We start from the raw sequence: 23352 nt of genomic DNA, 5'->3' as shown, positions 1-23352 counted from the left end.
TGCCACCATGGCCTGTGCAAGCACCTCGCTAGGTGAGGCGTCTGCACGGACATAGGCCACTGACCTCGAACGTCGAGAGACGCCCAGGGTCAGGACAGCTCCTCCCGGATTAAGGGTTGAGCCCAAGTGGCTTCCGGCTCTGGTGACCGGATACGCCGTGTGGTGCCGAAGCTCTGACGAGAGGGGTGCGCGCCCAACGATTCTCGCGTTGGGTGCCTATCCCCGCGTGCAACGTATGGCATCCCCGTATGCCCTGGCCGCGAGGAGGTGAGAGCGGAATGAGTCCCGGTGATAGTCCGTATCCCAGATCGATGACCATTTCGTTGCGATCCGACCCCGGCCACGTTTCGTAGCCTGAATCGGCTCCTTCCACATATTCTCGCGCACGCCAACGCATTACGCGTGCGTGCGCGAGTGTGCGCGGAATTAGCCTGATTTGGGCGAACCACGGCTGAGTTCGGTCTCTGCTGTGAGGAGAACTCCGATGTCGTTTCCCATGTCGTGTTGCCACGCGGTGACTGAGTTATCAGCGCTGGCCTCAACACAATTCAGCGTCGACGCCGCGCGCCGCACGTCGGAGGCGCGGGCGCTGGCCGACACGATCGCGGCCGGCTAGGGGAGGGGCCCGAAATGTTCGTGGACTTCGCAACGCTCCCACCCGAAATCAACTCCGCGCGTATGTATGCCGGGCCTGGGTCGGGCCCGATGCTGGTTGCCGCGTCGGCGTGGAACGGGTTGGCCGCGGAATTGCGTTCGGCCGCACTGTCGTACGGGTCGGCGCTCTCTTCGCTGACCAGCGAGGAATGGCACGGCCCGGCATCGGCGGCGATGGTCGCGGCCGCGACGCCGTACGTGGCGTGGATGAGCACGACCGCCACCCAAGCCGAGCAGGCCGCGACCCAGGCCGAGGCCGCCGCCGCGGCCTACGAGGCCGCGTTCGCGGCCACCGTGCCACCGCCGGCGATCGCCGCCAACCGCGCACAGCTCGCGACGCTGATCGCCACCAACGTGCTGGGCCAGAACACGCCCGCCATCGCGGCTACCGAGGCGCAGTACGGCGAGATGTGGGCCCAGGACGCGGCAACCATGTACGGCTACGCCGGCTCCTCGGCCGCCGCCACTCGCCTGCCCATGTTCACCGATCCCACGCAAACCACCAGCCAGGACGGCCAAGCCCGCCAGGCCGCCGCGGTCGCCCAGGCGACCGGCACCTCCGCGGGAAACCAGCAGGCGACCGTGTCGCAGCTGAACACCGCCGTGCCCAACGCGCTGCAGACCCTGTCGTCGCCGACGGAATCGTCGACCGGATCGACGTCCGGCCTGTCGTCGATCCTGGACCCGAACAGCAATTTCTGGAACACGATCACGTCGACCGGCGCGCTCGACCCGGCGCAGGTGGTGCAGACCGTAACGAGTTCGACGCTGATCGGCGCCAGCACCGGCGCCCTCAACGACCTGGCGAGCGGCGCGCCGGTGACGACCGGCATCGGAACAAGCGCCCAGGGACTGTCGGGGTTGGCGGGCGTGGGCAATGCCGGCGCGTCGGTCTCGGCAGGACTGGGCCGCGCGTCCCTGGTCGGCCCGCTGTCGGTGCCGCCGAGCTGGGCCCCGCCAGCGCCGGTCGCCAGTCCGTTGCCGTCGGCGCTGGGCGGCACCCCGATGGTGGCCCCGCCCCCGGCGATGGCGGCCGGCATGCCCGGCATGCCGTTCAGCCCCATGGGCAACCACGGACTCGGACGCGCCGTCCCGCAGTACGGATTCCGGCCGAACTTCGTGGTGCGCCCGCCCGCCGCCGGGTAGCTCTCGGGCACGCGCGCCGTTGGCTTCGGCCGAAAACCGTTACCGCCCGGATCTTTACAACGGCGCATGGAAAAATTCGCGGTGCCGATCGCAGCGCCGCCGTGCGCCGAGAGGTCTGTGTCACGCCCGAAAGCCGCTGCGCCCTACGGGAATTCGCCCCACAGGAAATTGTCAGTGGCCCACCAGCGCCACAGCAGACTGGCCGCGTCTAGTGGTATGAACGGACCCTACGACACAGCGTGACCACACCCGCCCAGTTCGGCGATGACGACGCCGTCGGCTCGAACCGGGGCTTAATCGCATTTCGCGGAAATGGCGCGGAATCGCGCCTTTGGCAATTCCGAAAGCCGGAACTCATCGTCGATAAAGAAAGTTTTTGGCCGTCGCGTTGCGTCTCAATGCGGACACCGTCGAAGCAATACATCAGCACGCCAACCCCGCCCGTCGCGCGCATACCGGGTGATATGCGCCACTAATCGAAAGGCTGTCATGCGCCGTTCTCACACCGGTCCCGAAGGCCGCGACATCGATGTTTTACACGGCTTTACCTGGCGGGAACGCCGCCTGAATACCAACGGTGCAACATCTTTATTGCGATAGCAGCGTGGCTTGACTACTCATTCATCCGCCCTTTATGGCGCCGGTTTGCAGCTAGGAGAGTAGGGCTTGCTGTCTTCCAACCGATGGAATGTGCGTCCGCATTCGAAGGCTTGTTTCGTGAATTCCCTTCCAGGCGCGAGTTTGTCGAGCCCGCGATGCCGCGCTGGGCGTGGCCGAGACTCGAGGAGGACCTGAATGCTGGACTTCGGCGCGTATCCGCCGGAATACAACTCGGCCCGGATGTATGTCGGCGCGGGATCGGGCCCGCTGCTGGCCGCCGCCGCGGCCTGGGACGAGCTGGCCGCGGAATTGCAGACGACGGGCGCGTCGTACAGCTCGACCATCGAGACCCTCGCGACGGGCCCCTGGACGGGCCCCTCGTCGCTGGCGATGGCGGCCGCGGCCGCCCCGTACGTCGCGTGGATGCACGCCACCGGGGCGCAGGCCGAGGAGGCCGGCGCGCGGGCCAAGCTCGCCGCCGGCGCCTACGAGACGGCATTCGCGGCCACCGTGCCACCGCCGGTGATCGCGGCCAACCGCGCCCTGCTCGCCACGCTGGTCGCCACCAACATCCTGGGCCAGAACACCCCGGCGATCGCCGCGACCGAGGCCCACTACATGGAGATGTGGGCGCAGGACGCCGCCGCAATGTACGGGTATGCGGCGTCCTCGGCGAGCGCGTCGGCGCTGACACCGTTCGCACCGCCACCGCGCACCACCAACGATTCGGCCGGGCCCGCCCAAGCCGCCGCGGTCGCCCAGAGTAGCGGGCAGTCCGGTTCCAACACCGCCACCCAGCTGTCGCAGCTGAGCGGCACGCTGCAGCCTGCGGCGCAATCCGTGGCGAACGCCGGCTCGTCGGCAACGTCATCGGCCGAACTGACGACGCCGAATTTCATCACCAACTGGAACGAGTTCTGGTCGGTGGTGACCGGGGTGTACTCGCCGCAGTCGTGGACCACCATCCCCGGCGGCCCGTTCCTGTCGTTCGGCCAGGCGTACGCCTGGGGACAGAACGGGCAGGGTGCGGCCGCCTATCTGGCTGGGCCGAAAGCCATCTCGGGCGCGTTGGCCCCGCTCACCAGTGGCGCCAACGCCGTCAAGCCCATGCTCAGCTCCGCGATCGGGGCGGGGCAGGTGTCGGGATCGATGGGCAAAGCCGCTCTGGTCGGCGGCATGTCGGTGCCGCAGGGCTGGACTGAGGCCGCGCCGGCACTCCGCTCACTCGCACTGCCCGCCAACCTGGCGGCGGCGCCGGCGGCGATGGCCGGCGAGGAGGGCGTGTTCAGCCAGATGGCCCTGTCCAGCCTGGCCGGACGCGCCGTCGCCGCCGCCGCAACCCGTCCGGTCGGGGGCGCCGCGACGGCGATGGGAGCGCTGGGCGGTGTTGCCGCGGAAGCCGATCCGGCCGCGGCCACCATCATCGTGATCCCATGCATCGAGGAATGACCGCGATGACCAAACCGCATGGCAGCCAGGTGCTTTCGCTCGAATGCCGAGGCAGGGGGTAGCAGGGATGTTTTACGGAGCCTTTCCGCCGGAGTTCAATTCGGGCCGGATGTACAGCGGTCCGGGCGCGGGATCGCTGGTGGCCGCGGCGACGGCCTGGCAGAGCCTGGCCACCGAACTGCAGTCCACCGCGACGTCCTATGCGGCGACGATCTCGAGCCTGACCGCCGGGCCCTGGGCGGGTCCGTCGTCGTTTGCCATGGCGTCCGCGGCGGCCCCGTACGTGACCTGGATGCAGCAAACCGCCGCGGCCGCAGCACAATCCGCGACCCAGGCCACCGAGGCGGCAACCGCCTACGAGACGGCCTTCGCCGCCCATGTGCCGCCGGCGGTGATCGCCGAAAACCGGGCGCTGCTGGTGCAATTGGTGGCGACTAACCTCTTCGGGCAGAACACGTCCGCGATCGCCGCGAACGAGGCCCAATACGGCGAGTTCTGGGCGCAGGACGCCACGGCGATGGACACCTACTTCGCGTCCTCGGCGACCGCTTCCAATAAGTTGACGGAGTTCAGCCCGGCTCCCCAGACCACCAGCGCGGCGGCCGAACCGATGCAAGCGGCCGCGGTGACGTCGGCCGCCAGCACCCCCGCCGCCAACGTGGCGAATGCCGCGGCGACGGCGGCGACCACCACGCTGCCCTACAGCGGGCCCTTCTCCGGCGCGGCGAACCTGGCGTACCTCTATCAGACGTTCATGACCAATCTCTTCAACACCGTCCCGGGCGGGGCGAGCTTCTATACCGCGACGTACAACGCCGTGAAGGTGCCGCTGGGCCTGACCACCCAGTTCAACGACGTCGGATTGTTGGTCAACTTTCCGTTGTCGCAGTGGCTCAAATTCGCCCCTCCCATCGCGTACGGTGCGTTGCCCAAGGACGCTCTCGGCGCGGGGCTCGGGGCGTTGGGCTTCGGTCGGGGCACGCTGTACAGCGCGATCAACCCCATCGCCGGCATGGGCAATGCCGGCACCCTGGTGGGCAAGCTGTCGATCCCGCCCAGCTGGGCCACGGCCACGCCGTCGGTCAGGACCGTCGCCGCCGCCCTGTCGGCCGCCGGGACCGAGGCCGTGCCGGCGGCGGCGCTGGGCGAGGGAAGCCTGTTCAGTTCGATGGGCCTGGCCGGGATGCTGGGCAGCGCGCTGGGCTCCGGGGGGCCCACCGTGGTCCGCGGCGGGGTGCGCAACCGGATGGCCGCGATCAAGGACCTCAAGGACAAGCAATCACCCGAACAGCTGAAACGCCTTGTCGCACAGATCTCGGAGAAACCCGAAAGCGTGCAGCACCACAACGTCGATCAGGAAAACCTCGACGCGCTGCTCGAGCAGCTGGCCAAGAAGCCCGGCATCCACGCGGTGCATCTGAAGAAGGGGGACAAGTCCAAAGTCCTGCCGACGGATGCCCAGTTGGGTTAGGGGACAAGGCAATCGATGTTCACGCAGCGACCGCGCGTGAGGACGGAAGGTGGACAGTGATGACAAGACTACTGGCGCTCCTGAGTGCCTTCGCGACGATTGGCCTTGCCGCGCCGGCTTACGCCGATCCCGGGCCGGAACCGAGTGGTGACGACGGAGGCTTCATCGCGGCGCTCCACCAAGCCGGCTTCAGCTTTGCCACGCCGGGTTCGGCCGTCGCCGCCGGGCGGGCGGTGTGCTCGTGTTTGAACAACGGCGAACCCGGCCTGGAGGTCGTCCACGACGTGAAAACCCACAACCCCGGCATGGACATGGAGATGGCATCCAATTTCGCCCTGCTTTCCGCGAAGTTCTACTGCCCCAACCAACTCTCCAAGGCCTGACCCGTCGGCCGTCCGCCTGGGCGGCCGAACGCCTCGCCGCCGCATGGGAGAATCACGAGTCATGAGACTGCTGGCGGCGCTGGGCGTCGGCGTTTCGGTCGCCCTCGGTCTGACCCCGCTCGCGCACAGCGACCCGGGGACGACCGGCGGCGACGAGGCCGCTTTTCTCGCGTCGCTGCGCGGCGCCGGCATCACGTACTCGACCCCGGATGGGGCGATAAAGTTCGCCAAAGCCGTGTGCGTGTCGATGGCAAACGGCGAGTTGGGTCCCCAAATGGTGGACGAATTGAAGAGCCAAAACCCCGGACTCACCGACGACCACGCGACGTCGTTCTTGGCGATTGCGGCGAAATTCTATTGCCCGCAGCAACTTAACAGAAGGTAGCCCCGTAGCAGGCGGCCTCCCTGCGCATCTCAGACGCGAAATCCCTTGCGCTTAGCGAACCTTCACGCCGCGGGCGTCCGAGGTCGGTGGAGCCGGCCCCGGCGCCGAATGCCGATCCTGAGAATTTCTCAGTCGAAGGACGCGTTGGAGCGGCGCCGGTGCAACACATGGAATACACATATGCTCCACCGGCGAATCTCATGAATTCCATTTGAGCCGTGGCTTGTTTGCGGGAAGGCCGCATATTCGCTCCTACCCTGGCGCCAGAGGAGGACGGGAGGCAACGGGTGGACTTCGGGGCGCTGCCACCAGAGGTCAATTCAGGACGGATGTACGTGGGTGCCGGATCGGGGCCCCTGCTGGCCGCCGCCGCGGCATGGGATGCGCTGGGAGCCGAACTGTATTCCTACGCGGCGGCCTACAGCTCGACGATCGCCGGCATGACCGTCGGGTCCTGGCTGGGACCGGCGGCGGCGTCGATGAGCGCCGCGGCCGCGCGCTACGTGGCATGGGCCACGGCGACGGCCGCCCAGGCAGAGCAGGTGGCGACCCAGGCCAGGCTCGCCGCCGCGGCCTACGAGACCGCGTTCGCGGCGACGGTGCCCCCACCGGTGATCGCTGCCAACCGCAGTCTCTTGATGACGCTGATCGCCACGAACATCCTCGGCCAGAACACCGCGGCCATCGCGGCGGCCGAAGCGGAGTACGCCGAGATGTGGGCCCAGGATGCCGTGGCGATGTATACCTACGCCGCCTCGTCGGCCGCGGCCACGCGGCTGACGCCCTTCACCGAGCCGCCGCGGACCACCGATTCGTCCGCGGTGGCACGACAATCCGCGGCGATCGCGCAAAGTGCCGCCTCGGACATCCCGTCCGAGCTGTCGGCCTTGATCAACGTGACGCCGACGATGCTGCAAGGACTTGCGGCGACCCCGTCGGCCGCGGCGGCGACGCCGGCGGCATCGATCATCGAAGCCATTTACCCCATCACGGCCGCCCTGCGGCCCTTCTTCGCGGCCGTCACCGGCGCGTACAGCCCCATTGGCGCGATCATCGTGCCCGGCGGATGGTGGCTGCTGTCGCTGCAGGCTCTGGGGCTGTCCCAAAACGCGCCGGGCGTCGCCGAACTGCTTGGCGGCGGAAGGGCCATCGCCGGGGGGCTGTCGCCGCTTGCGCCGCTGCGGGGCGGTTACGTCGCCGCGGTGACACCGGAGCTCGGGGGCGTGGCCGGGTCGATGGGCCGCGCGACCCTGGTCGGATCCCTGTCGGTTCCGCAGGGCTGGGCCACCGCCGCCCCCGTCATGAAGACGGTCGCGTCGGTACTGCCGGGCGCGAGTTTGGGAGCCGCCCCGGCGATGACCGCCACGTCGCAGGGCGCAATGTTCGGCGAGATGGCCATGGCGAGCGTGGCCGGACGCGCGCTGGCGGGCGCGGGTGTGCGCACCGTCAGCAACGGCACGACCGGCGTCGCCGCGGCGGCCACCGACGGCGTCGCGACCACCGCCACGATCATCGTGGTGCCGGCGGATTGATGGGCCTTGACATGACACCAATGGCATTGATCCAGCGGACCGCGGGGGACGACCGATGTCTTCGGTGACCTCACCGCCGCAAACGTCGGCGATTCACGGCATGTTTGCCAGCACTCCCGGTTCGTCGGCGGCCAGCGGCCCGGGTGGCGCGGGAAGGGCACGCCGATGAATTTCGCAGTGCAGCCACCCGAAATCACCTCCGGCCAGATGTACACCGGCCCTGGGGCGGGACCGATGCTGGCGGCCGCCGCCGCCTGGGAGGCGTTGGCCGCCGAGCTGCAGTCCACGGCGTCGTCCTACGGTGCGATCGTCGAGGGCCTGGCCAACGAGGCGTGGGCCGGCCCGTCGGCGGTCGCGATGGCCGCCGCGGCCGCGCCCTACGTGGCCTGGATGTCGGAGACCTCGGCGCAGGCGAAGACGGCGTCCGTGCAGGCCACGGCGGCGGCGGGCGCCTACGAGAGCGCCTTCGCGGCGGTGGTGCCGCCGACCGAGATCGCGGCCAACCGCGTCCGGCTGGCAACGCTGTTGGCAACCAACGCCTTCGGGCAGAACACCGCCGCGATCGCCGCCACCGAGGCCGAATACGCGGAAATGTGGGCCCAGGACGCCGCCGCGATGTACGCCTACGCCGGCGCGTCGGCGGCCGCCACGCGACTGGCACCGTTCACCGAGCCGCCCCAGACCACCAACGAAACCGGGATCGCCGCGCAGGCGGCCGCGCTGGGCGAGGCAAGCGGCACCGCCGCGGCCACGGACGCGGCGGCCCCGCCGTCGGGCATCTTCAGTGACCTGCTCGAGGCCATCGGCAACGCGTCCCGCGGTTACATGGAGTTCTGGGACCAGGTGCTCAACACCCTGACCGGGTCGCCGTTGGCCGGGACGACGTGGCAGAACACCTTCGGGATCCTCGCCGACATCGGCCGGTTCAGCACCGTCGCCAACGACAGCATGAGCCCGATCAACCTCGCCATGACCGAGTTCAAGATGTTCTACAACCTACCGGTCGAGGGCCTGGACATCCCGAAGTCCGCGCTGGGGGCCGGTCTCGGGATGCGGTCGGCCGGCGCGGGCCTGACGAGCGCGGTATCGGCGGGCATGGGTGAGGCGAACGTGGTGGGCAAGCTGTCGGTGCCACCGGCCTGGGCCTCGGCCACCCCGGCGATCCGGCTGGCCAGCGGCCTGGCGCCGAGCGCCGGCATCGCCGCGGCGCCCGCGGCCGCAATCCCGGGCAGCCTGCTCGGTCAGATGGCGCTGGGCAGCCTGACCGGAGGTGCCCTCGGCGCCGTCACGCCGCAGGTCGTGAGCGGCAGGGGCGTGCGGGCCCGCGCCGGGGGAGCGACGAAGCCCGCCGAGCCCGTGAAACTCGACGACGTCATCGCCAAGCTGCAAAAACAACCGGAAGCCGTGCAGCACTGGAACGTCGACAAGGCCGGACTCGACGATCTGCTCGACCAATTGTCGAAAAAGCCCGGCATCCACGCGGTGCACGTGTCCAGCGGAGACAAGCCGAAGGTGACGTTGCCCGACGCCCGGCTCGGCAAGGCGGGATCGGCATGAAACGTTTCGCTGCGCTGCTCGGCGCCGTCGGCGTGATCGGTTTCGCGGCGCCCGCGCACGCCGAGCCGGAGGGTGACGATGCCGCGTTTTTGGCCAACCTCGACAGTTCCGGCATCACCTATAGCAGCCCCAGCCAAGTCATCACGTCCGCCAAGGCCGTGTGCGGGTTGATGGGCCGCGGCGAAACCGGTTTGCAGGTCGTCAGCGACATCAAGGATCAAAACCCCGGGATGACGATGGACGCCGCCGCCAAGTTCGCGGCCCTCGCCTCGAGCGCCTACTGCCCCCACCACATCACGCCCAAAGCCGGTTAGCCTGAGACTCGCCGCCCGCGGGAGGATACCTCCCGACGTCGGCGGTTCGGTTGGGCTCCACTTGCGGTTAATCCGGATTTGGTTAGCTCCCTTCGCCGTCGAGCCACCGGGAAGGAGCGTGTCGTGGAAACGCTGAGCGCCGTCGATTTCGCGCTCCGCCTGGGCGTCGGCGTGGGTTGCGGCGCCCTCATCGGCCTGGAACGGCAGTGGCGGGCCCGTCGGGCCGGCCTGCGCACCAACGCGCTGGTTGCCGGCGGCGCAACCCTGTTCGTCCTGTACGCCGCGGCCACGTCGGATTCCAGCCCGACCCGGGTCGCGTCCTATGTGGTGTCGGGCATCGGCTTCCTCGGCGGTGGCGTGATCCTGCGGGAGGGCGTCAACGTTCGCGGCCTCAACACCGCCGCCACCCTGTGGTGTTCGGCGGCCATCGGCGTGCTGGCCGCTTCCGGGCACCTGGTCTTCGCGTTGATCGGCACCGGCACGGTCATCGGCATTCACGTGCTGGGGCGCCCTCTCGGCCGGTTGATCGACCGCGACAACAGTGCTGACGAAGACGAAAGCCTGCTGCCCTATCTGGTGCAGGTGGTCTGCCGCCCCAAGCACGAGAAATACGCGCGCGCCCAGATCGTCCAGCACGCCGGCGGCAACGACATCACGCTTCGCGGGATCCACACCGGGCATCCGGCCGACGACGAGATCACCTTGACCGCCCACCTGCTGATGGACGGCGACGCCCCCGCCCGGCTGGAGCGGCTGGTGGCCGAGCTATCCCTGCTGCCCGGCGTTCGCGCGGTCCAGTGGTACGCCGGCAACGACGTGCAGACCGACGATCGTCGCTGAGCGGCGCGGCGGTCGTCGTAGTCTTACCGGTGTGAGCGCCCTCTCCGGCTTCCTGTCCGCCTTGCCCCCGCAGATGCGGGACCCGGTGCTGCTCGCCATCCCGTTCTTCTTGCTGCTGCTGACCCTCGAATGGACCGCGGCCCGCAAGCTGGAACACCTCGCGGCCGACGCCGCGCGGCCCCCGTCGGGGGCGCACCGCACCCGCGACTCGCTGACCAGCATCTCGATGGGGCTGGTTTCGGTGGCCACCACCGCCGGCTGGAAGACCCTGGCCCTGCTCGGCTACGCCGCGATCTATGCCTACGTGGCGCCGTGGCACCTTTCGGTGGCCACGTGGTACACGTGGGTGATCGCGATTCTCGGCGTCGACCTGCTGTACTACGCGTACCACCGTATCGCCCACCGGGTGCGGTTGATCTGGGCGACCCATCAGGCCCACCACTCCAGCGAGTACTACAACTTCGCCACCGCGCTGCGCCAGAAGTGGAACAACAGCGGCGAGATCTTGATGTGGATCCCGTTGCCGCTGTTGGGAATTCCGCCATGGATGGTGTTCTTCAGCTTCTCCGTGAACTTGATCTACCAGTTCTGGATCCACACCGAGCACATCGACAAGCTGCCGCGGCCGTTCGAGTTCGTCTTCAACACGCCGTCGCACCACCGGGTGCACCACGGAATGGACAAGGTGTACCTCGACAAGAACTACGGCGGCATCTTCATCATCTGGGACCGGCTGTTCGGCACCTTCCAGCCCGAGCTGTTCCGCCCCCACTACGGCCTCACGAAGCAGGTGGACACCTTCAACATCTGGAAGCTGCAGACGCGCGAATACGTCGCGATCGCCCGCGACTGGCGAACCGCGACCCGGCTGCGGGACCGGCTGGGCTACGTGTTCGGCCCGCCCGGCTGGGCCCCGCGCACGGCCGGCCCGACCGATGCCGCCGCCACGCTCGTGACCTCTCTGTAACATCGGCGCTGCGCGGCGCGAAAAGCTGAACGTGGAGGACGGTTACGCCGTAACCTCGACCTCCCGTCGGTGTCCGCCCGATGGATCGGAGTTCATGGTGCATCGCCTGGCAACGCGCGCCTTCGCCGCGTCGGTTACTGTCGCCGCGCTCGCCTCCTTGCTGCCGGCCGCGCCGACAAAGGCCGATGTCCTGGTGTATCCGGGCATGGAGATACGCCAGGACAACCGCGTCTGCACGTTGGGATACGTCGACCCGGCCCTGAAGGTCGCGTTCACCGCGGGGCACTGCCGCGGCGGGGGCGGAGTGGTGACGGATCGGGGCGGCACCGTCATCGGCCGCCTGGCGGCCTTCCGGGACAACACCCCCAGCGGGACGACGGTGTCCACGAGCCAGGTGATCAACGATTACGAGGCGATCGTGCTGGACAACGACGTCACGGCGAACAACATCCTGCCGAGTGGTCGTCCGCTGGTCTCCGACCCCGGACTGGCGCTGGCGCCCGGGCAGCCGATCTGTCACTACGGCGTGATCACCGGGGAGACCTGCGGGACGGTGCAGAGCGTGAACAACGGCTGGTTCACCATGTCCAACGGCGTGCAGAGCCACAACGGCGACTCCGGCGGGCCGGTGTATCTGGCGCCCGGTGGCGGCCCGGGACAGCTCGTCGGGATCTTCAACAGCGTGTGGGGGGACTTCCCCGCGGCGGTGTCGTGGGGGGCCACCTCGCAGCAGGTTCGCGAGGATCTCGGGGCGCGGGACAACGCGCGTTAGGGCCCCGATCGGACGCCGTCAGCGCGCCTTGGCCAGCGCGAATACCGGAATCGTGGGCGCCGCGGCGCGGAACTCCTCGTCGCTGCTGTCCGGCGTCAGCCCCGCGACGTAGTCCTTGACCTGCCAGTACCACCGGGACAGGTAGCGCCGCAGCAGATCGGGCTTGGCCGCGTCGTCGACCTCGGTGGCGCAAACGCGGTGCCGGCGCCACCGAGGACCCACCTCGACGACGGCCGCGGCCCGGACGTTGCGCGCCCACTGGGTGTTGCCGCGGGGCGAGACCAGGTAGTCCACCCCGTCGACGGTCAGCAGGTTGACCACGACCGCGCGCTGCTTGCCCGACTTGCGGCCGCGAACGCGCAGCGCACGGGTGCCGGCGATGCTGATCCCCGCGTCGGCAAGCCAGCGGATCACCACGTTGGCCGCGCGGGCGGCCCGGTTCGGCTCCTCATAACGCGTGGGCATGGCGGGTCCTTCCGGCGAAGCTCCTCGGAATTAACGAGAGCGGCGCTCTCGCTTTGATGACGCTGCCACACCCCGGTTCGGAAAGCAAGAGCAGCGTTCTCGGTTGTGTCAGACTGACCGCGTGGGCAAACGCCAGCAGTCGCGGGAACAGATCGAGGCGCGCATCATCGAACTCGGTCGCCGCCAGCTGGTGGAACGCGGTGCGGCCGGACTGTCGGTGCGCGCCATAGCCCGCGACCTGGGCATGGTGTCCTCGGCGGTGTACCGGTACGTCGCCAGCCGCGACGAGTTGCTGACCTTGCTGCTGGTCGACGCCTATTCCGACCTGGCCGACACCGTGGAACGCGCCCGCGAAACCGTGAGAGAACTGTGGAGCGACGACGTCATCGCCATCGCGCGGGCGACCCGGCGGTGGGCCGTCGCGCACCCCGCGTGCTGGGCGCTCCTATACGGCAGCCCGGTCCCCGGTTATCACGCGCCTCCGGAGCGCACGGTGGCCGTCGGCACCCGGGTCGTCGCGGCGTTGTTCGACGCCGTCGCGGCCGGAATCGCCACCGGGGACATCCGCCTGACCAATGACCTTGCGCCGCAACCGATGTCGTCGGACTTCGAACGCATCCGGCACGAATTCGGATTTCCCGGTGACGATCAGGTGCTTGCCAAGTGCTTTTTGTTGTGGGCCGGGGTGCTCGGTGCCATCAGCCTGGAGGTGTTCGGGCAATACGGCGCGGACACCCTGACCGACCCGGAAGCGATCTTCGACACCCAGGTGCGACTGCTGGTGGACGTGCTCGCCCAGCATTGACGCCTTGGAGCGCCGGCGGGACAGGGGCAGCGAATTAGAACGTGTTCACCCCGGGATTTCGGGCGCGGAACGATTCGGCATGGCAAAGTCGTTCGGCCCCTTTCTGGCGGCCCGGCGGCTGGACTATTGTGCGAGACGATGACCCCTCTTCTCGAGTCGCCGACGCAGATCGCCTGGGTTACCACCGACCTCGACGCGACAGAAACGGCGCTCACCGGCCTGTTAGGTGTCAGGAAGTGGGTACGCATCCCCGACGTGCACTTTGCTCCGGACGCCTGCAGCTATCACGGCAAGCCCGCCGATTTCATCGCCAGTATCTCCCTGAGCTATCTCGGCGACATGCAGCTGGAGCTGATCCAACCGGTGCGGGGCGAGAACATCTATAGTGACTTTTTGCGCGAGTGCGGGGCCGGTTTGCACCACATCTGCATGGAGGCCGAGGGCCCCGAGCAATTCGAGGCGGCGCTGGTCCAGGCCGCCGAGCGGGGCGCCGCGGTCGTGCAGCAAGGCGTGATGCCCGGCGGAATCCAATTCGCCTACGTCGCGGCGCCGCAGGCGGGAGTGCCGTTTGTGGAGTTCGCATACATCGCGCCCGAAATGAGGGCGTTTTACGACTACATCAAACAGGAGCAGCGGCGATGACTAGCGCCGGCGACGATGCAGAGCGCAGCGATGAGGAGGAGTGGCGCCAATGAGCACCGAGATACCGCCAACAGTCAGCGCCAACGACGTGACGTCGTGGTCCGACGAGGTCGACGTGTTGGTGATCGGCTTCGGCATCGCCGGCGGATGCGCCGCGGTCAGTGCGGCGGCCGAGGGGGCGCGGGTGCTGGTGCTCGAACGCGCGGCCGCGGCCGGCGGAACCACTTCCCTTGCCGGAGGGCACTTTTACCTCGGCGGCGGGACCGCGGTGCAGCAGGCGACCGGTCAGGACGACTCCGCCGAGGAGATGTACAAGTACCTCGTCGAGGTGTCGCGTGAGCCCGAACTCGACAAGATCCGCGCCTACTGCGACGGCAGCGTCGAGCATTTCAACTGGCTGGAAGACTTGGGCTTTCAGTTCGAGCGCAGCTACTACCCGGGCAAAGTCGTCGTGCCGCCGGGCACCGAGGGCCTCAGCTACACGGGCAACGAAAAGGTGTGGCCCTTCTGCGAGCGGGCCAAGCCGGCGCCGCGCGGGCACTCCGTGCCGGTCCCCGGCGAGCTGGGCGGCGCGGCCATGGTCATCGACCTGCTGGTGAAACGCGCCGACGCCCTGGGCGTGCAGACCCGCTACGAGACCGGGGCGACCAATCTGATCCTGGACGACGACGGCGCCGTGGTCGGCGTCGCCTGGAAGCACTTCACCGAAACGGGCGCCATCAAGGCCAAGGCCGTCATCATCGCGGCCGGTGGTTTCGCGATGAATCCGGAGATGGTCGCCGAGCACACTCCCGCTTTGGGCCAGCCGCGGCGCACCAAGCATCACGGGCTGGCGGCGCCTTACATCCTGGGCAACCCCAACGACGACGGGCTGTCCATCCGGATGGGGGTCTCGGCGGGCGGGGCCACCAAGCACATGGACGAGCTGTTCATCACCGCGGCGGCCTACCCGCCCGAAGTCCTGCTGACCGGTGTCATCGTCAACAAGGAGGGCAAGCGCTTCGTCGCCGAGGACTCCTACCATTCGCGCACCTCGGCGTTCGTGCTCGAGCAGCCGGAGCAGACCGCCTACCTGATCGTCGACGAGGCGCACACCGAGATGCCCGCGATGCCGCTGATCCGTTTCCTCGATGGCTACGAGACGATCGCGGAAATGGAAGCCGCGCTTGGCATCCCGGCCGGCAACCTCGCGGCCACGCTGGACCGCTACAACGAGTTCGCCGCCGCCGGTGAGGATCCCGATTTCCACAAGCAGCCGGAATTCCTTGCGCCGCAAGACAATGGGCCGTGGGCGGTGTTCGATTTGTCGCTCGGGCGCGCGATGTACTCGGGCTTCACGATCGGCGGCCTCGCGGTGACCGTCGACGGTGAGGTGCAACGGGACGACGGCACCGTGGTGCCCGGCCTGTATGCCGCCGGCGCCTGCGCGTCCAACCTCGCCCAGGACGGCAAGGGTTACGCCAGCGGGACACAGCTGGGTGAGGGTTCGTTCTTCGGGCGCCGCGCCGGAGCGCACGCGGCGCGGCGGGCCGGGGGAGCGTAGGCGCGCGACGACCCAGCGCCGGAGCGCACGCGGCCCGGCGGGCCGGGGCAGCGTAGGCGCGCGACGACCCAGCGCCGGAGCGCACGCGGCCCGGCGGGCCGGGGCAGCGTAGGCGCGCGACGACCCAGCGCCGGAGCGCACGCGGCGCGGCGGGCCGGGGCAGCGTAGCCGCTAGACCTGCGCGGGCTCCTTTTCGACCGGCCCCAGCTGCCACGCGCCGCCGCCGAGCAGGTGCAGCTGCTGCTCGTGGTGCTGCTCGACGGCGGGCCGATGGCTCACGCTCACGAGCACGCATTCCGGCAGCTCCGCCCGAACCAGTTGGTACAGCGCGTATTCCAGGCCGCCGTCCAGCGCGGAGGTCGCCTCGTCGAGGAAGACCGCCTTCGGCCGGGTGAGCAGGACGCGCGCGAACGCGACGCGTTGCTGCTCGCCGGGGGACAGCACTTTGGCCCAGTCCTGCTCCTCGTCCAACCGGCTGATGAGCGGCGCCAGAACAACCTTGGTGAGCACGTCGCGCAGTTGGTCATCGGCGACGCCGTCCGGCGAATTCGGGTAACACACGACGGTGCGCAACGTGCCGAGCGGCACATATGGCAACTGCGACAAGAACATCGTCTCGTTGTCGCCATCCGGACGGCACAGCGTTCCCGAGGCGTACGGCCACAATTCGGCCAGGCTGCGCAGCAGCGTCGTCTTGCCCGCTCCGGAGCGTCCGGTGATCACCAGGCTGTCGCCCAGGTCGAGCTGGATGTCCAGCGAGTCGACCAGCTGGTCGCCCTCCGGCGTGCGCACCTCGATGCCGCGCAGTTCGACGGCGGTCTCCTCGCTGGGTTTGACGAGAATGGTGGGCAGCGCGCGGCCCTTGTCGTTGGCGTCGACGAGGCCGTGCAACCGGATGATCGCCGCCCGGAAGGCCGCGAACGCGTCATAGTTGTTGCGGAAGAACGACAGTGAGTCGTTGATGTTGCCGAACGCCTGCGCGGTCTGGGTAACATCGCCGAAGGCGATCTCCCCGGTGAACAGGCGCGGCGCCTGAATCGCCAACGGCAGCGGAATGATGGTCTGCGTCGCCGACCAGTTCCATCCGTTGAAGATGATGGTCCGGCGGACGTACCTGCGGTAGTTGTCGATGATCGGCGTGAAGCGCCGCCACAATTGGGTACGTTCGACGCGCTCGCCACGGTAGAAGCCCACCGCCTCCGCGGCGTCGCGCAACCGCACCAGGGCGTAACGGAACGCGGCGTTGAGTTTCTCGTTGTTGAAGCTCAGCCAAATCAGCGGGCGCCCAAGCCAAATCGCGACCACCGTCACGATCAAGACATAGACCAGGACGGTCCAGAACATCGCACGCGGCACGTTCACACCGAACAGATTGAAGTCCCCGGACAGGTTCCACAGGATCGCGGCGAACGAGATCACCGATGCCACCGCGTTGACGGCACCGAACAGCAGGGTGCTGGTCGTCCCGTTCGACGGGATGTTCGGGGTGCCGCCCACCCCCGCGGTGAAGATGTCGATATCCTGTTGGATGCGCTGATCGGGGTTGTCAATCGTCTTGTCGATGAACAGATCCCGGTAATAGGCCCGGCCCGCGAGCCAGTCGTCGGTGAGATGGCCCGTCAGCCACATGCGCCAGGCGATGATGAACCGCTGCGTCAAATAGATGTCGAGGATCACCCGGGCGATGAAGATGGCCGCCAGCAGGATGAAAATCCCGAGCGAGACCCAAAAGTTGTGGATCCCGGAGTGTTTGACTTCCTCGTTGCCCGTGGCGAGCCCCTTGAGTGCCACCTGCAAAGCCGTGTACATGTCGTTGCTCTGATAGCTGAACAGCACGTTGAGCCGGACCGAGAACAGCACCAGCAGTAGCAGCACACCGAGTCCCAGCCACGCCTTGACGCTGGTCGGCCCGACGAAGTAGCCGCGCGTGATCCGCCAGAATTGACGGCCCCACGGGGTCAGGTACCTGGCGGCGACCAGCGCGGCCAGCAGACAGACGGCACCGATGACCCAAGCGATGGCGAGCCACCGCAGGGAGTCCTGAAATGCCGACGACCAATCAATGGACGGTTTGAAGAGCTTCGAGTCCAATTTCGGCGTCTCCTTCTGAGGTCGGCACTTCCCCGCAAGCTACCCGAGCCCGCAAGCTACCCGAGCGGTTGTCGATAGGCTGCGCAGATGAGCATCGACGCTCCGTCCAGCCAGACCGTACATGCCGGCCGACTCGTCGCGCGCCGGCTCAAAGCCAGCGGAATCGACACCGTCTTCACGCTGTCCGGCGGTCACCTGTTCTCGATCTACGACGGCTGCCGCGACGAGGGTATCCGGCTGATCGACACCCGCCACGAACAGACCGCGACCTTCGCCGCCGAGGGCTGGTCGAAGGTGACCAGGGTCCCGGGCGTGGCGGCGCTGACCGCGGGGCCGGGCGTCACCAACGGGATGAGCGCGATGGCGGCGGCGCAGCAGAACCAGTCGCCCCTCGTGGTGCTGGGCGGCCGGGCGCCGGCCCAGCGCTGGGGGATGGGCTCGCTGCAGGAGATAGACCACGTGCCGTTCGTCGCGCCGCTGGCCCGCTTCGCCGCCACCGCGCAATCGGCGGCCGACGCCGGGCGGCTCGTCGATGACGCGTTGCGCGCCGCGGTCGGCGCGCCGTCGGGCGTGGGATTCGTCGACTTCCCGATGGACCACGTGTTCTCCATGTCGGACGACGACCCGCGCCCCGGGGCGCTTATCGACGTGCCGCCGGGACCCGCACCCGATGACCAGGCGCTGACCCGGGCCGTCGGTCTCCTGGCCGCGGCGAAGCGCCCGGTGATCATGGCCGGCACCAACGTGTGGTGGGGACACGGCGAAGCCGCACTGCTGCGCCTGGCGGAGGAACTCCAGATTCCGGTGCTGATGAACGGGATGGCCCGCGGCGCGGTCCCGGCCGACCACCCGTTGGCGTTCTCCCGGGTTCGCGGAAAAGCGTTGGGGGAGGCCGACGTTGCGCTGATCGTCGGCGTGCCGATGGATTTCCGGCTCGGCTTCGGCGCGGTGTTCGGGCAACAGACCCAGCTCGTCGTGGTCGACCGTGTCCAACCCGAGCGCCGCCATCCGCGGCCGGTGCAGGCCGAGCTCTACGGTGACCTGCTGACGATCCTGGCGGCGCTGGCCACCGCCGGGGGCGCCGGGCACCGAGACTGGGTCGAGGAACTCCGGGCGGCCGAGACCGCCGCGCGCGCCAAGGAGAACGCCGAGCTCGCCGACGACCGCGTCCCGCTGCACCCCATGCGGGTGTACGCGGAGTTGGCGCCCATGCTGGACCGCGACGCCATCGTCGTCATCGATGCCGGCGACTTCGGCTCCTACGCCGGCCGGGTGATCGACAGCTACCTGCCGGGGTGCTGGCTGGACAGCGGCCCCTTCGGCTGCCTGGGTTCTGGGCCCGGCTACGCCCTGGCCGCCAAGCTGGCCCGGCCGCAGCGCCAGGTGGTGCTGCTGCAGGGCGACGGCGCGTTCGGCTTCAGCGGCATGGAATGGGACACGTTGGTCCGGCACAACGTGCCCGTCGTGTCCGTGATCGGCAACAACGGCATCTGGGGCCTGGAAAAGCACCCGATGGAAGCGTTGTACGGCTATTCGGTGGTGGCCGAACTGCGCCCGGGGACCCGCTACGACGAGGTGGCGCGCGCCCTGGGCGCCCACGGCGAGCTGGTGGCCGCACCCGGCGAGCTGCGGCCCGCCCTGGAGCGGGCCTTCGCCAGCGGACTGCCCGCCGTCGTCAACGTGCTCACCGACCCGGACATCGCCTATCCACGCCGATCCAACCTCGCGTGATGAGTGGGCGGGGCGGCCCACCGCGTACCGTTGACCTGTGCCTAAGACGACCCGCGCTCAACCCGGCCGGCTGAGCAGCCGCTTTTGGAAGCTGCTCGGCGCCAGCACCGAAAAGGACCGCAGCCGCTCCCTCACCCAGGTCAACGACTCCTCGGAATACGACGGCGAGGCGGCCGGTCTGAGCGACGAGCAGCTGCGCAAGGCGGCCGGGCTGCTCAACCTCGAGGACCTCGCCGACTCCGAGGACATCCCGCAATTCCTCGCCATCGCCCGCGAGGCCGCCGAACGGGCGAGCGGGTTGCGGCCGTTCGACGTTCAGCTGCTCGGGGCGCTGCGGATGCTGGCCGGCGACGTGATCGAGATGGCTACCGGCGAGGGCAAGACCCTGGCCGGCGCGATCGCCGCCGCCGGGTACGCGATCGCCGGGCGGCACGTGCACGTGGTGACGATCAACGATTACCTGGCGCGCCGTGACGCCGAATGGATGGGTCCGCTGATCGAAGCCATGGGGCTGTCGGTCGGCTGGATCACCGCCGAGTCGACGAGCGAGGAGCGCCGGGCGGCGTACGGCTGCGACGTCACCTACGCCTCGGTCAACGAGATCGGCTTCGACGTGCTGCGCGATCAGCTGGTGACCGACGTCGACGACCTGGTGTCGCCCAACCCCGACGTGGCCCTCATCGACGAGGCCGACTCGGTGCTGGTCGACGAGGCGCTGGTGCCGCTGGTGCTGGCGGGAACCACGCATCGGGAGACCCCGCGGCTCGAAATCATCAAGCTGGTCGGTGAACTCAACGCCGACACCGATTTCGACACGGACTCCGACAGCCGCAACGTCCACCTGACCGACGCCGGCGCGCGCAAGGTCGAAAAGGCGCTCGGCGGCATCGACCTGTACTCCGAGGAGCACGTCGGCACCACGCTGACGGAGGTCAACGTCGCGCTGCACGCGCACGTGCTGCTGCAGCGCGACGTGCACTACATCGTGCGCGACGACGCGGTGCACCTGATCAACTCCTCGCGCGGACGCATCGCCCAGCTGCAGCGCTGGCCCGACGGGCTGCAGGCCGCCGTCGAGGCCAAGGAGGGCATCGAGACCACCGAAACCGGCGAGGTGCTCGACACCATCACCGTGCAGGCGCTGATCAACCGCTACGCCACCGTGTGCGGCATGACCGGCACCGCGCTGGCCGCCGGCGAGCAGCTGCGCCAGTTCTACAAGCTCGGTGTGTCGCCGATCCCGCCGAACAAGCCCAACATTCGCGAAGACGAGTCCGACCGGGTCTACATCACCGGCGCGGCCAAGAACGACGCGATCGTCGCGCACATCGCCGACGTCCACGAGACCGGGCAGCCGGTGCTGGTCGGCACCCGCGATGTCGCCGAGTCCGAGGACCTGCACGAACGGCTGCTGCGCCGCGGCGTGCCCGCGGTGGTGCTCAACGCGAAGAACGACGCCGAGGAGGCCCAGGTCATCGCCGAGGCCGGCAAGTTCGGCGTGGTCACCGTGTCGACGCAGATGGCCGGGCGCGGCACCGACATTCGGCTCGGCGGCTCCGACGAGGCCGACCACGACCGCGTCGCCGAGCTGGGCGGGCTGCACGTCGTGGGCACCGGCCGGCACCACACCGAGCGGCTGGACAACCAGCTGCGGGGCCGCGCCGGGCGGCAGGGCGACCCGGGGTCGTCGGTGTTCTTCTCCAGCTGGGAAGACGACGTCGTGGCGGCCAACCTGGACCACAACAAACTGCCGATGGAGACCGACGAGGACGGCCGGATCGTCAGCCCCAAGGCGGCCGGGCTCCTCGACCACGCCCAGCGGGTCGCCGAGGGCCGCATGCTCGACGTGCACGCGAACACCTGGCGCTACAACCAGTTGATCGCCCAGCAGCGCGCCATCATCGTCGATCGGCGAAATACGTTGCTGCGCACCGCGACCGCGCGCGAGGAGCTCGCCGAGCTGGCGCCCAAGCGCTACGAGGAACTGGCCGAGGAGATCTCCGAAGAACGCCTCGAGACGATCTGCCGGCAGATCATGCTCTATCACCTGGACCGCGGCTGGGCCGACCATCTGGCCTACCTGGCCGACATCCGCGAGAGCATCCACCTGCGGGCGCTGGGCCGGCAGAACCCGCTGGACGAGTTTCACCGGTTGGCCGTCGACGCGTTCGCGTCGCTGGCCGCCGACGCGATCGAGGCGGCCCAGCAGACCTTCGAGACCGCGAACGTCCTCGAGGAGGAGCCGGGACTGGACCTGTCCAAGCTGGCGCGGCCGACGTCGACGTGGACGTACATGGTCAACGACAACCCGCTGTCGGATGACACGCTGTCCACGCTGAGCCTGCCCGGCGTGTTCCGCTAGACCCACTCGCCGAGCGTGCGGCCAGCCGGGCGTTCGCGTTCGAGTGTGCGCCCAGCCGGGCGTTCGGCGTGGAGTCGCGTTAAGGTCACGGCTCATGGAGCCGGTGCTTCCGCCCAACCGGGTGCTGACGGTCCCCAACGCGCTCAGCGCCATCCGCCTGGCGCTCATTCCGGTGTTCATCTACGCCTTGCTGGTCGCGCACGCCCACGGATGGGCGGTCGCGATCCTGATGTTCAGCGGCGCCTCGGACTGGGCCGACGGCAAGATCGCGCGGCTGCTCAATCAGTCCTCGCGGCTCGGCGTGCTGCTCGACCCCGCCGTCGACCGCCTCTACATGGTCGCCGTTCCCGTCGTGATGGCGTTCAGCGGGATCGTGCCGTGGTGGTTCGTCGCGATCCTGCTCGCACGCGATGGCCTGTTGGCCGCGACGCTGCCGCTGCTGTGGAGCCGCGGACTCTCGGCGCTGCCGGTGACCTACATCGGCAAGGCGGCGACGTTCGCCCTCATGTCGGGCTTTCCGCTGGTGCTGCTGGGCACGTGGGACGCGCTGTGGAGCCGGGTGGTGGGCGCCTGCGGGTGGGCCTTCCTGATCTGGGGCTTGTACGGCTACCTGTGGGCGTTCGTGCAGTATGCGGTCCAGATGACGCTGGTGTTGCGCCGCATGCCCAAGGTCGATCGCGGGTCGCGCCCGCCGGCCGTGGCGAAGGCGACCGACCATGGCTGACGTGGACCGCCGGCTCGGCGGCTATGACCCCAACGCCGGTCACAGTGCGCACGTGGCGGCCCGGCCGCAACAGATTCCGGTGCCCTCGCTGTTGCGCGCGCTGCTGTCCGAGCACCTGGATCCCGGCTACGCCGCGGCGGCGGCCAGGCGAGCTACCACCGAAGGACGCCAGCGCGCGTTCGGTTGGCTGTGGCAGGCCCTGGCCGCGCTCCTCATCGCCACGGTTTTCGCCGCCGCGGTCGCGCAGGCCCGTTCGGTCGCCCCCGGGGTGCGCGACGCCCAGCAACTGCTGTTGGGCAACGTGCGGGCGATGGAAGGCTCGGCGACGCAGCTGGCGCAGCGGCGCAACCAGCTCTCGACACGACTCGACGACGTGCAGCGCCGCGTGCTGGCCGACGATGCCGAGGGGCAGCGGTTGCTGAAGCGGCTCGACGCGCTCAGCGTGGCGGCCGCCAGCACGGCGATCATCGGTCCCGGCCTGAAGTTGACCGTGACCGATCCGGGCGCGAGCCCGAACCTGTCCGACGTGTCCAAACAGCGGGTCGGCGGCAGCAGGCAGATCATCCTCGACCGCGACCTGCAGCTGGTGGTCAACTCGTTGTGGGCCAGCGGCGCCGAGGCGATCTCGGTCGGCGGCGTGCGGATCGGGCCCAACGTGACCATCCGGCAGGCCGGCGGCGCGATCCTCGTCGACAACAACCCGACCAGCAGTCCGTACACCATCCTGGCGATCGGGCCGCCGCGCTCGATGCGCGACGTCTTCGACAACAGCCCGGGGCTGCAGCGCCTGAGGCTGCTGGAGATTTCCTACGGTGTGGTGGTTACGGTGGATGTTGCCGACGGTCTTTCGCTGCCCGCCGGATCCGTCCGGGATGTCAAGTTCGCCAAGCAGATTGGGCCATAGTGAGAAAAGTCCCGA

20 protein-coding genes and 1 riboswitch are annotated in these 23352 nt (G+C 68.8%); of the genes, 18 read left to right on the top strand and 2 right to left on the bottom strand.

Annotation, left to right across the window (positions count from 1 at the left end):
- Positions 1–17 precede the first annotated feature (17 nt).
- A riboswitch (M-box (ykoK) riboswitch) is annotated at positions 18–192 on the top strand.
- A gap of 438 nt (positions 193–630) precedes the next feature.
- The 11 genes from P6281_RS13275 (at position 631) to P6281_RS13225 (ending at position 12070) form a co-directional block, all read left to right on the top strand.
- Positions 631–1800, top strand: a complete 1170-nt coding sequence (locus tag P6281_RS13275; RefSeq protein ID WP_324738371.1) for a PPE family protein — start codon at positions 631–633, stop codon at positions 1798–1800.
- A gap of 795 nt (positions 1801–2595) precedes the next feature.
- The gene (locus tag P6281_RS13270) at positions 2596–3849 is read left to right on the top strand and encodes a PPE family protein (RefSeq protein WP_065508061.1); all 1254 of its coding nucleotides are present in this window, start codon (positions 2596–2598) and stop codon (positions 3847–3849) included.
- 67 nt (positions 3850–3916) lie between these two features.
- Positions 3917–5320 (top strand): PPE family protein, encoded by a 1404-nt coding sequence (locus tag P6281_RS13265; RefSeq protein ID WP_014711705.1) that lies wholly within the window; start codon positions 3917–3919, stop codon positions 5318–5320.
- 56 nt (positions 5321–5376) lie between these two features.
- Positions 5377–5703, top strand: a complete 327-nt coding sequence (locus P6281_RS13260; RefSeq protein ID WP_081490105.1) for a DUF732 domain-containing protein — start codon at positions 5377–5379, stop codon at positions 5701–5703.
- A 61-nt stretch (positions 5704–5764) separates the two neighbouring features.
- The gene (locus tag P6281_RS13255; protein WP_014711703.1) at positions 5765–6088 is read left to right on the top strand and encodes a DUF732 domain-containing protein; all 324 of its coding nucleotides are present in this window, start codon (positions 5765–5767) and stop codon (positions 6086–6088) included.
- A 287-nt stretch (positions 6089–6375) separates the two neighbouring features.
- The gene (locus tag P6281_RS13250) at positions 6376–7620 is read left to right on the top strand and encodes a PPE family protein (RefSeq protein WP_041297848.1); all 1245 of its coding nucleotides are present in this window, start codon (positions 6376–6378) and stop codon (positions 7618–7620) included.
- A 165-nt stretch (positions 7621–7785) separates the two neighbouring features.
- Entirely contained in the window at positions 7786–9177 is a 1392-nt protein-coding gene (locus tag P6281_RS13245) for a PPE family protein (protein ID WP_020822608.1), read from the top strand.
- On the top strand, positions 9174–9491 hold the full coding sequence (locus P6281_RS13240; protein WP_008257015.1) for a DUF732 domain-containing protein: 318 nt from the start codon (positions 9174–9176) through the stop codon (positions 9489–9491). The genes P6281_RS13245 and P6281_RS13240 overlap by 4 nt, the downstream gene beginning before the upstream one ends.
- Before the next feature lie 123 nt (positions 9492–9614).
- Complete coding sequence (locus P6281_RS13235) at positions 9615–10331, top strand: MgtC/SapB family protein (RefSeq protein WP_008257013.1); 717 nt, start codon at positions 9615–9617, stop codon at positions 10329–10331.
- 31 nt (positions 10332–10362) lie between these two features.
- Positions 10363–11298 carry a sterol desaturase family protein gene (locus P6281_RS13230; protein WP_041297847.1) on the top strand — a complete coding sequence of 312 codons (936 nt, stop codon included), beginning with the start codon at positions 10363–10365 and terminating at the stop codon, positions 11296–11298.
- 94 nt (positions 11299–11392) lie between these two features.
- The gene (locus P6281_RS13225; RefSeq protein WP_014711699.1) at positions 11393–12070 is read left to right on the top strand and encodes an Rv1815 family serine proteinase; all 678 of its coding nucleotides are present in this window, start codon (positions 11393–11395) and stop codon (positions 12068–12070) included.
- Positions 12071–12088: 18 nt separating this feature from the next.
- On the opposite strand, the gene P6281_RS13220 is transcribed toward P6281_RS13225, so the two are convergent.
- A complete protein-coding gene (locus tag P6281_RS13220; RefSeq protein WP_014711698.1) occupies positions 12089–12535 on the bottom strand; it encodes a nitroreductase/quinone reductase family protein in 447 nt (148 codons plus the stop codon).
- Between the two features lie 121 nt (positions 12536–12656).
- Here P6281_RS13220 and P6281_RS13215 point away from each other — a divergent pair, with 121 nt between their 5' ends.
- From P6281_RS13215 to P6281_RS13205, 3 genes are all read left to right on the top strand, one after another.
- Positions 12657–13340 carry a TetR/AcrR family transcriptional regulator gene (locus P6281_RS13215; protein ID WP_198346937.1) on the top strand — a complete coding sequence of 228 codons (684 nt, stop codon included), beginning with the start codon at positions 12657–12659 and terminating at the stop codon, positions 13338–13340.
- Between the two features lie 138 nt (positions 13341–13478).
- Positions 13479–13982: a VOC family protein gene (locus P6281_RS13210; RefSeq protein ID WP_014711696.1), complete on the top strand. Its 504-nt coding sequence runs from the start codon at positions 13479–13481 to the stop codon at positions 13980–13982.
- A gap of 49 nt (positions 13983–14031) precedes the next feature.
- Positions 14032–15525 (top strand): FAD-binding protein, encoded by a 1494-nt coding sequence (locus P6281_RS13205; RefSeq protein ID WP_008257003.1) that lies wholly within the window; start codon positions 14032–14034, stop codon positions 15523–15525.
- A gap of 171 nt (positions 15526–15696) precedes the next feature.
- Here the strand turns inward: P6281_RS13205 and P6281_RS13200 are convergent, their stop codons facing one another.
- Positions 15697–17616, bottom strand: coding sequence for an ABC transporter ATP-binding protein/permease (locus P6281_RS13200; RefSeq protein ID WP_014711694.1), 1920 nt, complete (start codon positions 17614–17616; stop codon positions 15697–15699).
- Between the two features lie 87 nt (positions 17617–17703).
- On the opposite strand from P6281_RS13200, the gene P6281_RS13195 reads away from it, so the two are divergent.
- The 4 genes from P6281_RS13195 to P6281_RS13180 all read left to right on the top strand — a co-directional run bounded on the left by P6281_RS13195 (position 17704) and on the right by P6281_RS13180 (position 23337).
- Positions 17704–19347, top strand: a complete 1644-nt coding sequence (locus P6281_RS13195) for an acetolactate synthase (protein ID WP_014711693.1) — start codon at positions 17704–17706, stop codon at positions 19345–19347.
- A gap of 37 nt (positions 19348–19384) precedes the next feature.
- Positions 19385–21709: an accessory Sec system translocase SecA2 gene (gene secA2, locus P6281_RS13190; RefSeq protein ID WP_009957618.1), complete on the top strand. Its 2325-nt coding sequence runs from the start codon at positions 19385–19387 to the stop codon at positions 21707–21709.
- Between the two features lie 94 nt (positions 21710–21803).
- A complete protein-coding gene (locus P6281_RS13185; RefSeq protein WP_014711692.1) occupies positions 21804–22433 on the top strand; it encodes a CDP-alcohol phosphatidyltransferase family protein in 630 nt (209 codons plus the stop codon).
- Positions 22426–23337, top strand: coding sequence for a DUF881 domain-containing protein (locus P6281_RS13180; RefSeq protein WP_095662761.1), 912 nt, complete (start codon positions 22426–22428; stop codon positions 23335–23337). The genes P6281_RS13185 and P6281_RS13180 overlap by 8 nt, the downstream gene beginning before the upstream one ends.
- Positions 23338–23352: the final 15 nt, after the last annotated feature.

This window comes from Mycobacterium sp. 5-140-3-2, assembly GCF_035666375.1.
GTDB lineage: Bacteria > Actinomycetota > Actinomycetes > Mycobacteriales > Mycobacteriaceae > Mycobacterium > Mycobacterium intracellulare.
The sequence above is the reverse complement of the archived record's forward strand: the minus strand, read 5'-3'. Positions and strand labels throughout refer to the sequence as shown.

Coding starts and splice junctions, on each gene's coding strand:
- P6281_RS13275 (WP_324738371.1), top strand. CDS start 631: ATGTTCGTGGACTTCGCAACGCTCCCACCCGAAATCAACTCCGCGCGT.
- P6281_RS13270 (WP_065508061.1), top strand. CDS start 2,596: ATGCTGGACTTCGGCGCGTATCCGCCGGAATACAACTCGGCCCGGATG.
- P6281_RS13265 (WP_014711705.1), top strand. CDS start 3,917: ATGTTTTACGGAGCCTTTCCGCCGGAGTTCAATTCGGGCCGGATGTAC.
- P6281_RS13255 (WP_014711703.1), top strand. CDS start 5,765: ATGAGACTGCTGGCGGCGCTGGGCGTCGGCGTTTCGGTCGCCCTCGGT.
- P6281_RS13245 (WP_020822608.1), top strand. CDS start 7,786: ATGAATTTCGCAGTGCAGCCACCCGAAATCACCTCCGGCCAGATGTAC.
- P6281_RS13240 (WP_008257015.1), top strand. CDS start 9,174: ATGAAACGTTTCGCTGCGCTGCTCGGCGCCGTCGGCGTGATCGGTTTC.
- P6281_RS13225 (WP_014711699.1), top strand. CDS start 11,393: ATGGTGCATCGCCTGGCAACGCGCGCCTTCGCCGCGTCGGTTACTGTC.
- P6281_RS13220 (WP_014711698.1), bottom strand. CDS start 12,535: ATGCCCACGCGTTATGAGGAGCCGAACCGGGCCGCCCGCGCGGCCAAC.
- P6281_RS13210 (WP_014711696.1), top strand. CDS start 13,479: ATGACCCCTCTTCTCGAGTCGCCGACGCAGATCGCCTGGGTTACCACC.
- P6281_RS13205 (WP_008257003.1), top strand. CDS start 14,032: ATGAGCACCGAGATACCGCCAACAGTCAGCGCCAACGACGTGACGTCG.
- P6281_RS13195 (WP_014711693.1), top strand. CDS start 17,704: ATGAGCATCGACGCTCCGTCCAGCCAGACCGTACATGCCGGCCGACTC.
- P6281_RS13185 (WP_014711692.1), top strand. CDS start 21,804: ATGGAGCCGGTGCTTCCGCCCAACCGGGTGCTGACGGTCCCCAACGCG.
- P6281_RS13180 (WP_095662761.1), top strand. CDS start 22,426: ATGGCTGACGTGGACCGCCGGCTCGGCGGCTATGACCCCAACGCCGGT.